Here is a 13,814-nt window from a genome sequence, read left to right as displayed (position 1 = left end):
ATCAGTGGTTGTGTGGGTCAAAGCCGCCTTTGGCAATTTCAGAGGCCACAAAAAATGCGCCCCGAGAAACAATCCGTTGGCCTGCAGTCAGGCCGGAAATTTCACGGAGTCCGCCAATTGAGCGGCCCAGTTCCACTTCCACAGGCTCATACTCCCCTTCAGCCTCTTCCACATAGACCGTCCAGTCGCCATCGGCGCCTCGCATTAACGCACTCTCCGGCACCGCAAGCACCGGCTCCGTGGTTTTAAAAAGGAAATACACATCTGCAAACATTCCGGGATGGAAACGATCTTCAGGATTGTCCAGCTCCAACCGAACAATCCGCGTGCGGGTCACAGCGTCAATGGTATGAGCTTCCTGTGATACCGTTGCCACAGCGACACGGCCTGCAATTCTTACTTCCGCTTCTGCTCCTTGCTTAAGGACAATATCGGAGTTTGCCGGCAGGTGAGCCTCTACCCAAAGTTCGCTTTCATTAGCCAGAGTCACCAGCGGTTGGCCTGCCTCAACTCTTTGTCCTTGCTCAAACTCATCGGTCAGCACTGCACCGTCCACGCGAGCCCTGAGCGTGTATTCACCGAGACTACCCATGCCGCTGGCCTTCAACGCACCAATGTCATCCTCGTTTAGCCCATAAGCAAGCAGAGTCGCCCTCGCCGCTTCAATATTGGCTTTCGCGGTATTAAACCGTTGATCACCAACCACGGAACGACCCAGCCCGCTGATTCGCTCCCATTCAGGAAAAGCTTTCCTGTAATCAGCCTGCGCCTGTGCCACCGTCTCACTGAACAGGGTTACCAGCGGCTGGCCTTTGGTTATGTGCTCACCCAGCTCCACGTGACGTCTCAACACCACCGAGGCAACCCTGGGGGACACGTGATAACTGGTATAGCCGTTGGTCAGCAGCTCACCGGGAGCGTAGATTTCATAGTCAACGCGCTTGCTCTTGAGGGTTGCTACTTCAATGCCGGCGAGCTCTTTCTGTTTGGTATTGATGCTTGCGGTGGTTGCTTCTTCATGACCACCATCGCTCTCCTCTTCGTGGCCATGACCTTCTTCCTCTTCATGCTCACGTTCTTCAGCATGCCCGCCCTCATGCTCACCCTCGTCACCGGTGTCTTCTCGATGATCGTCGCCACCGGCGGCATGATCATGGCCCGCCTCCTTATGAGCATCTTCCTCGGCCTGTACCAGTGAAGGGGGGACTATAAACAGCGTCAACACAAATACTGAAATCAGAGCTTTTTTCATGATGAATATCCAGTTTCCAGAATATTATTGGAAGGGGGTGATCAGTTCGCCAGACTGGCTCAAGAGCTCAATCAGGCCCAGCTGCGCCAGCTTTTCCAGTTCAATACCGGTTTTCAGGCTCTCCGCGCGCTGGCCCAGCGCCTGGAGATACTCAGAGGTGGAGAGGTCGCCGACCTGCCACTGCTTCTCAAGCAAATCGGCACTTCGCTGTACACGCCCCTGGGATAATTCTTTCCATCGACGGAGTTGCTTGTCGTATCGCTTCCAAGAAGCGCGAGCGCCTGCCAGGTCATATTGTTGTTTCCGGTAGAGCGCCTGAAACCGCGCTTCGGCCTGCAGAGCCCGTCGATTCGCAGCCCGGATTTCAGCGCTGTAGTTATTACGGACGTTCAGAGGGATCGAGAATGTCAGGCCAACCACGTTCTCGCCACCGTCACGCCCTCCGCTCAGCCCTACTGTCGGCGATGCTGTAGCTTTGCGCCTGGCAACCTCTGCCTCACTTTTCAGCACCTGCCACTCGGCTCGAGCGGCTGCAACTGACGGGTGTGCCAGCAGTTCAGCATCACCAATCTGGGACTCCAGCGCTGGCCAGATATACTCGGGGATTCCCCCATTCTGAGGACTCCAGTCCGGCAGACGTTCTCTAACCTGAGTTTCTGCACGATCAACTGCGGCCTTTGCCTGGGCGACTTCGCTCAACTGACGGGATAGGTTTAAAAACAGAAGCTCTGCGTCGGCACGCCCCAGATCGCCTGCCTGCTGGCGCTGTTCAACCTGGTCCAGCAAGGCATCCAGGCGCTGCTGTTGAGATTCAGCAATTTCTTCAAACAGCTTAGTGGCGCGCCACTCGACAAGCGCAGACAATGATTTGGACGTTTGTGTCAGAACTGCGTCGCTCAAGCCAGCTTGCGCAGAAAGCCTGATCAGCTTTGCCTTCTCCTTTAATGCACCCTGCTGATCAGACCAGTCGATCGTTTGTGACAGCCCTGCCTCAAAGTTATTCTCACTGCCCGTTCTGTCTGCTCCCACGGACAACTCCGGGTTATACAGCGGTTGTTCGCTTGCCTCAGCGTCCTCTTTCCGCGCTGCCGCCCGCTCCGTCGCAGCCAGCACCTCTGGGTGCTTGCTTATCTGGCCAGTGAGCCAACTCGCCCAACTAACAGTCTCCGCTTGACCTAACAGAGGAATGGCCAATAGTACTGAACACAGCAACGCCCGAGGCGAGTGCTTGCTTGCCTTCATCATCGTTCTCCCGAAGCGATTAGTAGCCAAAAAATCATGGGCGTAAAAAGCCCGTGGCGAGGTAGGAAGTGATCGAAATAGTAAGCGCAAACTTTGAAATGAGTTTGAATTTGCAGCTTATTTTAGAAAAATCGCCTAGGGTCTGCGCGATAGAAGCTTTTGACCTGCCGTGTTTTGAACCGGGGGCCAGCATGGCTTACGGCATCACCCTCAGACCGAGTAATCAGGAAGAGGTTGTTAACCGTTTTCAGCCTGGTGACACCCTCCCGCACCATGAGCATTGACTATTGACTCGATAGTTACAGAGCCGTAAAGTTGCGGCACCTGAATCAGAATGATTTTTATTTACATTAAACCCGCAAAGGATACGGAGAATAACCACGTGTTTAAACCTTCCCGACTATCACTGGCCGTGGCAATTAGCCTTGCCCCAGGTCTGAACTGGGCCGCCGGGGATGAGCAGCCCGAGATGCTTGAACCCATGGAAATCATTGGCGATGCTTCTGCCGCCCAGACCTTGCCAGGGTCAGGCTACGTTGTTGGTGAGCAGCAGATGAAAACCGAAGTTGAGACCGACATCAACCAGGTACTGAAAACCGTTCCGGGTGTCTATGTGCGGGAAGAGGAAGGTCTTGGTCTGCGCCCTAACATCGGCATCCGCGGCGCCACGGCCGAGCGCAGCAGCAATGTCACCCTGATGGAAGATGGCATTCTTATCGCACCGGCACCCTACTCCAATCCGGCCGCCTATTATTTCCCGACGCTGAAGCGGATGTCCTCGCTGGAAGTGCTCAAGGGTGCCCCGCTGCTGCGCTATGGCCCGCAAACCACCGGTGGTGTCGTCAACCTGATTTCCACACCCATTCCCGATCAGCGGCAGGGCTATATTGAGTCCGTCACCAACGACCGCGGCTCCACCGACGTTCATGTAACCTATGGTGACACGGTCGGCGACTGGGGCTACCTGCTTGAGACCGTCCAGCGCTCCGCGAAAGGCTTCAAGGAAATTGACCGCAGCAACCGCGATACCGGCTTTGATATCGAAGACTATGTCGGCAAACTACGCTGGCAGGGAGAGCGCCAGAGCGTGACCGCCAAGCTGCAATACTCCGAAGAAACCTCCAACTCCAGTTACCTCGGCCTGACCGATGCGGACTTCAGCCAGGATCCGAACCGGCGTTACGGGTTGTCCAGCATCGACCAGATGAACAATACCCACTCCGGTATCAGCCTGACCCATCAGTTCGACTGGAGTAATACCGTAAGCAGCACGGCCACCCTCTATCGCAACGACTTCAAGCGGAACTGGTTCAAGCTCAGCGGCGGCGGAAGCATCATCGACTCGGCAAACGGCGGCGACGCCAATGCCCAGGGTATTCTGGACGGCACAGTTGACGCCAGCGGCCTGGATTACAAAAACAACGCCAGGGACTACCTGTCCGAGGGCGTGCAGGTAAACTTTGATGTCGACATGGGCAGCCACCAGTTTGATTTCGGCGCCCGCTACCACGAAGATGAAATGGATCGTTTCCAGCCGGTCGATGTTTATGACCAGGTCAACGGCTCTCTGGTGTTCCAGAACACTGTCGCCCCCACGGGCAGCAATAATCGCTTTGAGACCGGCGAAGCCCTGAGCTTCTGGGCGCTCGACACCTGGCAGGCGACGGACAAGCTCAGCGTTAACCTCGCCCTGCGCTACGAGGATGTGAAAACCGGTCGCACCCAATACGCGGATCCCGACCGCACAACCGTCGACAGCACCCGCGCCAATGACAGCGCTGAACTCCTGCCCGGCGCTTCCTTTACCTATGACCTGTCCCAAAGCTGGCAGGTTCTAGGGGGTGTGCACCGGGGTTTCTCCCCTCTCGGGGGTGGTGCCACGGCAAACGAAGAGCCGGAAACCAGCAAGAACTGGGAGGCCGGCCTCCGGTACTTTGGCAATGCGTTCTTCGCGGAAATGATCGGCTTCTACAGCGACTTCTCCAACAAGGCCGAAAACTGTTCCGTGGGCTCGCCGTGCAGCAATGGCGCCACCTCCGGCAGTTTCGTAACCGGCGAGGCCGAAATTGCCGGTGTTGAGTTTCAGCTCCAGACCGGCACCCGGGCGGGCGAGTTCTACCTTCCGGTCAGCCTTACCTACACCTTTACCCAGGCCGAAATCAGCAAGGACAATGCCGCCTCGGGCCTGAAAAAAGGTGAGCAGCTCAAGGACGTACCTGAAAACCAGATGAGCTTCCGAACAGGCATGGAACATCCGAGTGGCTGGGACAACTACCTTGTGGCCACCTACACCGATGAGATGTGTGTCAGCGCGGGATGCAACAACACCGCCACGAAACTGGACGAGACCGAGTCCCTGTTCCTGGTCGATTTCATCAGCCGCTACGCACTGACCGCCAGTGCCGATGTCTTCCTGAAAGTGGACAACCTGTTTGATGAGCAGCAAATTGTCTCACGTTTGCCCGATGGCGCCATGGCAAACCTGCCACGTACCGCCTCATTGGGGGTAAGCGTCAATTTCTGACGAATAACCGGATGGCGCCTGATTTCCGGGTAACTTCGCGGTTGCGTCACGACAGTAAAGAGCCCGAGGCTGGGGCTCAGATCGCTGACAAACCCTCGCCATTTCGGCGGGGGTTTGTTGTAATTTGGGGCCTCGACTTTTTAGAGACTGACCCATTCTCAAAGCGCCGCTTCCGCAGCAATACGAACATGAGGTGGTCGGCCGGCGCAACTCGCCGTTCAACCCACGGACGATGCTAAAGTTGTTGATTTATGCCTACGCGACCGCTGTCTTCTCATCGCGCAAGATCAAACAAGCAACTTGAGCCCTTTGACTCGTTGCGGGCGACCTAGGCGAGGTCTGAAATCTTTCAGCCGGGAATGGAGCTGTGATGGCGGCTCGCGCGACCAGCACAGCCGCGATGCCACCATCCAGCTTAAAGAGAACTAGCTTAAAGTGGGTTGGAGTGCGCTTTCGTTGGCCGCACCATCCTCGATGCGAACAGCCCGGACCAGGCGGGATACAAGTACCTTGCCATCCCCCGGGTGTCCATCCCGGGTCCTGCTCGTTCGCACAATGATGTCCACAACTTCATCGGCAACAGTTTCGGTCGCTACATCTACTTCCAGCTTGACCATCTTCACCTTCTCCAGAGGCGACTCATCGCCGACCAGATGACCAAATTCGTTGAGAGACACGACGGCAATGCTTGCCACTCCCTTGACTTTGGCCAGAGCATCAACCACATGCTCCGCCATAACCTCTCTGACATAAGCCTTTATTTCATACATAAACCTTCTCCTGGCTATCAGACTTCAACGTCACGACGTTCGGATGCAAACCACTGATACACACTGGGCAATACCACCAACGTCAGCAGCGTTGAGGTGATCAGACCGCCAACCACAACCGTTGCCAGTGGCCGCTGGACATTGGAACCAATACCGTCGGCCAGCAACAGGGGAATCAGCCCCAGAATAGCCACCGAGGCTGTCATCAGAACCGGCCGCAAACGACGCTGTGCTCCAAGCTTGACCGCCTCAATGACGTCGTAGCCTTCGTCCCGCAACTGGTTGATGTAACTCACCATCACCACGCCGTTCAGGACGGCCACACCAAACACCGCGATGAATCCCACGGCAGCCGGCACTGAGAGGTAAAGCCCCGTCACAAACAGCGCGACAATGCCACCGGTAACCGCAAAGGGCACATTCATGAAGATCAGCGCCGCATAGCGCAGACTGCTGAATGCCGAAAAAAGAAGCAGGAAAATAAGCGCCAGGGTAATAGGCACAACAATTGCCAGCCGAGCCATGGCCCTTTCCTGGTTCTCAAACTGACCGCCAAACTCCACGAAATACCCCGGCGGCATATCTACTTGCTCCTCGATCCGCTTGCGCAAATCCTGAACAACGCCGCCCATATCGCGACCACGTACGTTCATTTGCACATACTGACGGCGACTGGCATTGGAGCGTGAAATTTTCTTGGGACCCGAGTACATATCAACATCGGCCACCCGTGAAAGCGGGATAAGTTCGCCACTGTTGCCCCTGAGGGGAAGCTTCCTGATTTCATCGATGGACCCGCGATAGGACTCTTGCAGCCGGGCGAAAATCTCAAATCGCCGGACACCGTCGAAGACCAGCCCGGCACCTTTACCGCCAATACCGGTTTCAACCGTACTCATCAAGTTATCGATGCTGATGCCGAACTGCGCCAGCACTTCACGGTCGGGGCGAATAACGATCTGTTTTTTACCCGCACTCTGCTGAGCGCGCACATCCGTTGCACCAGGCACCTCTTGCGCCAGTGCCGCCACTTCCCTGCCGATCCGGCCCAACTCGTCCAGGTCGTCGCCGAAAATGCTGGCAACCAGTTGTGCCTGAACGCCTGACAGGAGTTCGTCGGTTCGCAGCTGAATCGGTTGGGACAGATTGTTGGCAAGCCCGGGAACCCGCTCATCCAAAGCCTCTGCAATCCTGCCCTGGAGATCCTCATAGCTCACGTCCTCTCGCCACTGATCCAGGGGCTTCAGATTGACGAGCGTCGCCACAACGTTCACAGGTTCTGGATCGCCACCCACTTCGGCGCGACCGATCCGGGCATAGGTGCCGGTGACCTCTGGGAATTCGTCTACAACGGACTGGACCCGTTTGCCATATTTGATGGCGGATTCCAGACTGGCTCCGGGAGGCAGTGTCGAGCGAATCTGGAACGTGCCTTCCCTGAGCGTGGGCACGAATTCGCTCCCGAGATAAGGAAACAGCAGGAGACTGCCTGCAAAGGCAATAACCGCAATGCCCATCACAACCTTTGGTGCTTTGACCACAGCATTGACCACGGGTTTGTACAAACGGTTCAGGAACAGAACCAGCTTCGGTTCCTTATGCTGCCCGCCCATCTTGAATGATAGCGAGGCCAGAACCGGCACCAACGTCAACGCAAGCAGCAGTGCGCCGATCAGAGCGAAGCTGATGGTGTAAGCCATGGGCGAAAACAGCTTGCCCTCAACGCCCTGCAGCGTAAACAGCGGCAGAAAAACGATGATAATGATGCCGATGGCAAACACGATCGGACGGGCCACTTCCCGGGCGGACTCACCCACAAGCCTCAGAACGCTGACCTGTTCATCGGATCGCTCCTCAAGGTGTCGGAAGATGTTCTCTATCATCACGACAGCGCCGTCCACCATCATCCCGATCCCAATGGCCAGCCCCCCCAGACTCATCAGATTGGCGGACAGGCCCGAAATCCGCATCGCAATAAATGCGACAAGCACAGACAGCGGCAGGGTTGCGACCACAATCAGCGTGGAACGGATATTCCCCAGGAACAGATAGAGGAAAATCAGCACCAGAACCGAGCCCTCAAGCAACGCTTTCTCGACAGTGCCTATGGCCTTGCCCACCAACTCCGCCTGGGAGTAATAGGCTTCGATCTTCAACCCCTCGGGGAGTGACTTGTTCAGGTCGTCGATTTTTGCGTTGACGTCCTCAAGTACCTGACTGGTGTTGGTCCCGATCAACTTCATCACGTAACCGCCCACGGATTCCTCACCTGAGGACACCTCTGCGCCACGGCGAATTGCCGGTCCAAGGCCAACCTCCGCCACATCCTTGACGTAAATAGGGGACTCCCCCTCACTCTTGGACACAATGATGTTCTGGATGTCTTTGATGCCTTCGGAACCAGAGTTGACCCAGCCGTAACCGCGAACAATGTATTCTTCACCGCCTCGCGTAATGAAAGAGGCGCCGACGTTACGATTATTCTGGGTGAGGGCGCCGCGAATATCAGATACCGTCAGGTTCCTCGCCTGAAGCTTCTGCGCATCGATATTGACCTGGTACTGTTTTACCTCGCCGCCGATGGACAGCACACCGGTTACGCCCGGCACGGTCCTGAGCTGCGGTTTAACAATCCAGTCCTGAATCGTGCGGATTTCCTGCAGGCTGTATTGATCTTTATCCTCAGCTTCCAGGGAATACATCAGGATGCGCCCAAGACCGCTCGCTATGGGGCCGAGTTCCGGCTGCCCCATCCCTTCGGGAATCTGGCGCTTGGCCTCCGATAGCCGCTCGTTAACAAGCCGCCTGGCGAAGTAGATATCGGTGCCATCTTCGAAATAGATGGTCACCCGCGAGAGCCCGAAAATCGACGTGCTCTGCACTTTTTCTAACTTGGGAATTCCATACATGCTGATCTCAACGGGATAGGAAATCAGCGTTTCAATATCAACCGGCGACAAACCAGGACTGGTAGTGAACACCTGAACCATGGTCGGTGTCGCGTCCGGAAACGCATCCACCGGCAGTTTTTGAAATGAAAATATGCCGGCAACGATCACGGCGATAGCAAAAACAAGCGTCATCAGACGATTGTTCAGCGCATAATTCACAATTGCGTTGATCATGCTCCCCCCGAGTTTTAGTGTCCGTGAGCGGCGCTGCGGCCACTGGCGGTAATGGCCGACATCAGATCAAAAGCGCCCACTGAAACCACTTCCGTGTTTGCGCTGATGCCGGACTTAATCTCTATCCAGTCGTTTGCCTCCTTGCCAAGTGTGACGGGAACCGCCTTGTAGGCTCCCCCTTCACCACCCGGAACAAATACAACGGTCTCATCGCCGATGGTTTGCACGGCATCGTCTGGAACTAGCGGTAGTGATGCCCCCGATTGAGTCATGACTCTCGCTTTGGCATAGGTATTTGGACGAAGGTCGCCGTTGGGGGATTCGAGCACGACTCGAACGGGAATGGTGCGGGTTTCCTCATCAAGCTCATTTGAGACCCAGGAAACTTCCCCGGTATGAAAGCGGTCCGCGACAGACTTGGAGAAGACCTGAACTTCATCTCCGACGGATACCCTGCCAATATCAGTTTCCGCAACTTGCAACATCACCCACACCACAGAGGTATCGGCCACAGTAAAAGGCGTGTCTGAAGCGCTTAAGGTTTGACCCAACCGGGCATCCATGCGCTCAATGCGCCCCTGGATAGGAGAACGGAGCGCGTACTGTGCGAGACTGCTATCTGCGCCTGACGAATCACTGCCAAAAACCTCCAGTTGCTCACGAATCGAATCGTACTCCGCTGTAATCTCAAGATAAGCGGCCTTGGCGTCCAGGAACTCTTCTTCGCTGGTGAAGCTTTCACTCCGCAATTGCTTTTCTCGCTGATACTCCGCAGTCGCGGCTTCTTTCCGAGCTTTCAACGAGTTCAGGCGGGAACGAATGCGTGCCAACTCAACGCTGTTCAATGTGGCCAACAACTGGCCTTTTTCAACCTGGTCCCCCAGATCAACAGCCAGTCGCGTAAGCTTTCCCTGCAATAACGGCCCTACCTCAGCGACGCGATCCGGAACATAGTGAACTTCAGCTGGCGCAGTGACGATATTGTCAGCACGGCCTCGGGGTACCGTCACAGTCTGCACGGAGAGTAACTCCCGCTGCTCTGGAGTCAGGTGAACCTCGCGAGCCTCACTGCCTTCAGCCGCGTGCCCAGCCTCATCCTCTTGGTGCTGCCCTCCTTCGGCGTTTTCGGCGCCAGACACCAGTGGCTGATAGACCAGAAAACTGATCGCGACAAACAATATCTGCATATTTCGAATCATCTAAACACCTTCGATGTAAGAGAATGTTCAACCATTAATTTTTTTCATCAGGACCCGGATGACATTGAAAGGGCACCACCGGTGCTCACTTCCAATGCCCGGACGGCGTCGATATAGTCGTGTTGCACTTGGACGTATTCCTGCCTCACCGACAAAAGATTGTCCTGGGCGGCCAGGACATCGGAAGCATCGACTTTTCCCGCCTGAAGGGCTTTCTGCATCAGTTGCAGCGTTTCCTCCGAACGTTCGAGAATCGACTCGTTCATCTGGCGCAATCTGCGTGCGGCGGATTCGTACTGGGCCACAGCGGATACGACCTGGCGCTCAGTAGCCAAACGTAGCGCCTCGGCCTCAAGCTCGGAGATTTTCAACTGAGCCGAGGCCTTCCTTTTTTCACCGGAATAATCATGAAACACGGTCAGAGGCATCGACACACCTGCACCAAAAAGGTTGGATCTTTCCTCCCGCTCGTAGAATCCGAATACTTTCAGGTTCGGAATCGTCAGGCTCTTGGCCAGTTCCAGGCTGGACTCATTCGCAGCAATTCTCTCGGCCGCCGCCTTCAGATCCCCTCTCTGGCGCTGAGCCATCGCGACAAGCCGATTAGTTGGTGGCAAGTTGGCACGAACTACATTGAGTTCTCCCGTCACCCCAACCGCATCGGAGGGGGACACTCCAAGAACTTCCGTCAGGTCAATTTTTGACTGCCTAAGCTTTTGCGCCGCTTCAGCCTTTTGATTTTTAGCTCTTGCCAAGCCAATGACGGCGGTATTGAGCTCAATTCGAGTCTGCTTACCCCGCTCAACGGACACCTCAACCAGCTCTTTGGTTCGACGCATCAGCTCAACGGTGCGGGTTGCAGTTTCCAGCTCTTTCTGAGCAAGCAGTATCTTGAAGTAAGCTGACCGCACTCGCGCCTTGGTGGCCACTTTCAGGTATTCGAGTTCCTGCTGTTGAGAAGTGAGAGCGCTCTGAGCACGCGACTGACCGAGATCGCCCCGATTGCCCATCCAGACTTCCTGAGTAACCCGAACCTCGTAGTTCAGTGACTGATCCGCCTGATCTGGATTGTCACGGCCACTCAGCTCAAGCTCTGGGTTGCTTGGCGCCCAGCGGCTGGCATGGTCGAGCTCAGCTTCTTGCATGGACACTGCAGCCCGTCTCAACGCCAACACCGGGCTATTCTCAAATGCCATTGCCATTGCCTCATTCAAGGAGACAGACTGGCTGGCCTTGGCTCGCTGGAACTCCTTGAGTGAAACGCTCTCCCCGGCAGTGGCAGCCACCGAAGGTATGACGTTCAAGACTCCGGGTACTATCAGCACCCACAACAACAGTCGTTTGTTCATTCAATATCATCCTGGCTATTTGACTGAGATACATGAATCAGCGTTTTCGCCGTAACTACCAGGACAACCCTACAGACAGACCTTTAAATCAGTCTGAATTCGGCCTAATCAAACCTAAACTCGTACGGGGTTCGAGCAAACTATGGCGGGGTATATTCAAAAAGTGGTGAAAGAAAGGCACAAAAGAGGAGGGCATCATCCAGCACATAGGAGGGAGCGGAAACAAAAAACGACGGGCCTATTTAAGCCCGTCGTTGGGTCCAACTGCGTGAAGCAACACTATGAACGATTAAAAATCGAACTGCGCAGCCAGTTGCAGACGAGTGTTGTCAGCAGACTCACCGTTGGCCAGCTCTTTGTCCGCGAAGGAAAGCTCCAACCCCAGCGTTACCGGGTCAGCAACTTTGTAGAAGTTGCTAAAGTGAACGCTTTGCAGGGTTTCAAAGGAGTTCGGGAACAGATCTGCTGGCTGATCACCCTCTACGCGCCCATAGGACAGTCCAGAGGAGAACTTTGGCGTCCACTGCTGACTGATAGCAACGTTGGCACCGTATGCCTCAATGGTTTCAAGATCGCCGTTGGCATCAATGTATGCCTCGCCAATGCCAGAGCGGCTAGCGCTGCTGTCATTATTGCTGAAGGAACTGTAGATGTAGCGTCCCACGCCGTCACCAAAGATCGCCCCTGCCATGACCGTGGTGGCGTCGGTGAGGTTTAGTCGGCCAGCAACCAAAACGCCATAACCAAAGGCGTTATCATCGCCCGTAGCAGTTGCAGAGTCAGTCTGCAGCGAACGTGCCAGGCCGGCAACTTCAATGCCACCTGCACTGCCTGCCCACTTGTACTTGGCAGTCAGATCCGGCGCATTATCGCGAGAGTCTTCAAATCCGGTGGTTTCCGGATTCTCAGCGGACACTGAGAAGTTAGCGCCACCGCCAAGAGGCATCGTGTAGCGCAGCTGTGCCTGACGAATAAAAGAAACACCTACAGGGCCATCAAAATCAACAGTAGACGGATATGCGGTAAATTGCATGAAGTTACTCCAAGTCTGACCCGCAAGCAGACCGTTCAATTCGCCATAGGCGTGACGTATACGCAGGCCTCTGGAGTTGGAGAAGATTTCGTTACCGCCACCACCGTAGAAGTCACCTTCAACGGTGGTCTTTACCTCGCCCGCGTCGGTTGGAGTGGTTGTCTTGATGCGGACACGTGACTGCCGGGCATGGGCGCGAAAAGAAGGATCGCTTTCATCGTTAGCCGTGTCGAGGCCAGCTACGAAAAGACTGTCACCCATGTCCTGATCAAAATCGTAAATCATGTCCAGCTTGACATAACCACCGATTGTTACGGCGGTATTGGTGCCGGGCACCATCCAACCTTCCGAACCCTTGCTTTCCGCCATGCCATCCAGTTGACGCTGCAAATCATTTATTTGTGTCTGAAGTTCAGTTGCAGATTGCGCATGAACAGACGGGGCCAGCAGACCCGTTACCGCAAGCGCCAGTGTCGCTCTCATCGCTAACCTGAGTTTATTAGTTTGCATTGTAAATCAGTCTCCATGAGCCTTCGTTGTATTTCATCTGACCGGTAATTGGCATCGAACAAACCGACCGCTAGCGCGTCTCAGTTGTAGGCCACTTCCGGTAAGTGGGTCGTTGATCTCGCACTTTTCGCCAAATCAACGACGTGCCATGTATAGCAGGTGAACTTGAAACGAAATTGAAAAAAAATGCTCTTTAATACCTTTGTATTAACGATCCCGTCGCAACGTTTTTCTAACGGTGTTCTCTTTTCATGATCTAATTTTATTTTTTCAAGCTGAGTTAAAGTTCATCTGTTTTCATAAATGTGAAGATCATTCAACTTAAAGGTGACTCTATGAGAAAACATCTCTTTCTCGCATCTCTAGCATTAACCTTGGCTGCAGGAAGTCTCCATGCCACTGAGGCCAATAGTGGTAAGCTGGCACAAAACATGCTTTCCGAAAGCGGCATTCAGGACATGAAGAGACAGCATAGAGTAATGACACAGGCAGCCGCATCTGAAGTGGGCATGGAGGCTCGCCGAAAATTGATGCTATCGAATAAGGACGATATCTATCACGAGATGATCGAATCGGGAGATATCAATCTATCTGAATTGGACCAGTTTTCAAAAGATCAGTTTAGTCATTAGAACAAGTTTCGCACTAAGCGCCTGTTGATTTAAGAAGAAAATTCTTTCGATAAATGACGTTTCAAAGCCAGTTGCATCGTGAATGGTCTCCACCATTCCGTCTTGCCGCACTACTTTTGTAGTGCGGCTTTTTTAGTCCTAGATTTAATCGATAACAACTTCTAACCAACTGCTTGGC

At 54.5% G+C, this 13,814-nt stretch carries 10 protein-coding genes; 3 read left to right on the top strand and 7 right to left on the bottom strand.

What is annotated here, in order from left to right; genetic code table 11:
• Position 1 precedes the first annotated feature (1 nt).
• Both J3362_RS13390 and J3362_RS13385 read right to left on the bottom strand, forming a co-directional pair.
• On the bottom strand, positions 2 to 1,252 hold the full coding sequence (locus J3362_RS13390) for an efflux RND transporter periplasmic adaptor subunit (protein ID WP_232903143.1): 1,251 nt from the start codon (positions 1,250 to 1,252) through the stop codon (positions 2 to 4).
• 24 nt (positions 1,253 to 1,276) lie between these two features.
• Complete coding sequence (locus tag J3362_RS13385) at positions 1,277 to 2,281, bottom strand: TolC family protein (RefSeq protein ID WP_502881565.1); 1,005 nt, start codon at positions 2,279 to 2,281, stop codon at positions 1,277 to 1,279.
• A gap of 281 nt (positions 2,282 to 2,562) precedes the next feature.
• Between J3362_RS13385 and J3362_RS13380 the strand changes: the two genes are divergently transcribed.
• Positions 2,563 to 2,778, top strand: a complete 216-nt coding sequence (locus J3362_RS13380) for a hypothetical protein (protein ID WP_349520318.1) — start codon at positions 2,563 to 2,565, stop codon at positions 2,776 to 2,778.
• A gap of 98 nt (positions 2,779 to 2,876) precedes the next feature.
• On the top strand, positions 2,877 to 5,018 hold the full coding sequence (locus tag J3362_RS13375; RefSeq protein ID WP_349520316.1) for a TonB-dependent receptor family protein: 2,142 nt from the start codon (positions 2,877 to 2,879) through the stop codon (positions 5,016 to 5,018).
• A gap of 425 nt (positions 5,019 to 5,443) precedes the next feature.
• On the opposite strand, the gene J3362_RS13370 is transcribed toward J3362_RS13375, so the two are convergent.
• The 5 genes from J3362_RS13370 to J3362_RS13350 all read right to left on the bottom strand — a co-directional run bounded on the left by J3362_RS13370 (position 5,444) and on the right by J3362_RS13350 (position 13,004).
• The gene (locus J3362_RS13370; protein WP_232903139.1) at positions 5,444 to 5,788 is read right to left on the bottom strand and encodes a P-II family nitrogen regulator; all 345 of its coding nucleotides are present in this window, start codon (positions 5,786 to 5,788) and stop codon (positions 5,444 to 5,446) included.
• Between the two features lie 17 nt (positions 5,789 to 5,805).
• Entirely contained in the window at positions 5,806 to 8,913 is a 3,108-nt protein-coding gene (locus tag J3362_RS13365) for an efflux RND transporter permease subunit (protein ID WP_108019721.1), read from the bottom strand.
• Between the two features lie 14 nt (positions 8,914 to 8,927).
• Positions 8,928 to 10,112, bottom strand: a complete 1,185-nt coding sequence (locus J3362_RS13360) for an efflux RND transporter periplasmic adaptor subunit (RefSeq protein WP_108019722.1) — start codon at positions 10,110 to 10,112, stop codon at positions 8,928 to 8,930.
• 47 nt (positions 10,113 to 10,159) lie between these two features.
• A complete protein-coding gene (locus tag J3362_RS13355) occupies positions 10,160 to 11,461 on the bottom strand; it encodes a TolC family protein (protein WP_108019724.1) in 1,302 nt (433 codons plus the stop codon).
• 289 nt (positions 11,462 to 11,750) lie between these two features.
• Positions 11,751 to 13,004 carry a DcaP family trimeric outer membrane transporter gene (locus J3362_RS13350; RefSeq protein WP_260312596.1) on the bottom strand — a complete coding sequence of 418 codons (1,254 nt, stop codon included), beginning with the start codon at positions 13,002 to 13,004 and terminating at the stop codon, positions 11,751 to 11,753.
• A 335-nt stretch (positions 13,005 to 13,339) separates the two neighbouring features.
• On the opposite strand from J3362_RS13350, the gene J3362_RS13345 reads away from it, so the two are divergent.
• Entirely contained in the window at positions 13,340 to 13,636 is a 297-nt protein-coding gene (locus J3362_RS13345) for a hypothetical protein (RefSeq protein WP_150994150.1), read from the top strand.
• Positions 13,637 to 13,814: the final 178 nt, after the last annotated feature.

The organism is Marinobacter sp. NFXS11 (assembly GCF_040148675.1).
Taxonomy (GTDB): Bacteria; Pseudomonadota; Gammaproteobacteria; order Pseudomonadales; family Oleiphilaceae; genus Marinobacter.
The sequence above is the reverse complement of the archived record's forward strand: the minus strand, read 5'-3'. Positions and strand labels throughout refer to the sequence as shown.

What these genes read in the sequence shown, in the direction of transcription:
- J3362_RS13390 (WP_232903143.1), bottom strand. Translation starts at nt 1,252, where the DNA reads ATGAAAAAAGCTCTGATTTCAGTATTTGTGTTGACGCTGTTTATAGTC.
- J3362_RS13355 (WP_108019724.1), bottom strand. Translation starts at nt 11,461, where the DNA reads ATGAACAAACGACTGTTGTTGTGGGTGCTGATAGTACCCGGAGTCTTG.
- J3362_RS13350 (WP_260312596.1), bottom strand. Translation starts at nt 13,004, where the DNA reads ATGCAAACTAATAAACTCAGGTTAGCGATGAGAGCGACACTGGCGCTT.
- J3362_RS13370 (WP_232903139.1), bottom strand. Translation starts at nt 5,788, where the DNA reads ATGTATGAAATAAAGGCTTATGTCAGAGAGGTTATGGCGGAGCATGTG.
- J3362_RS13345 (WP_150994150.1), top strand. Translation starts at nt 13,340, where the DNA reads ATGAGAAAACATCTCTTTCTCGCATCTCTAGCATTAACCTTGGCTGCA.
- J3362_RS13360 (WP_108019722.1), bottom strand. Translation starts at nt 10,112, where the DNA reads ATGATTCGAAATATGCAGATATTGTTTGTCGCGATCAGTTTTCTGGTC.
- J3362_RS13365 (WP_108019721.1), bottom strand. Translation starts at nt 8,913, where the DNA reads ATGATCAACGCAATTGTGAATTATGCGCTGAACAATCGTCTGATGACG.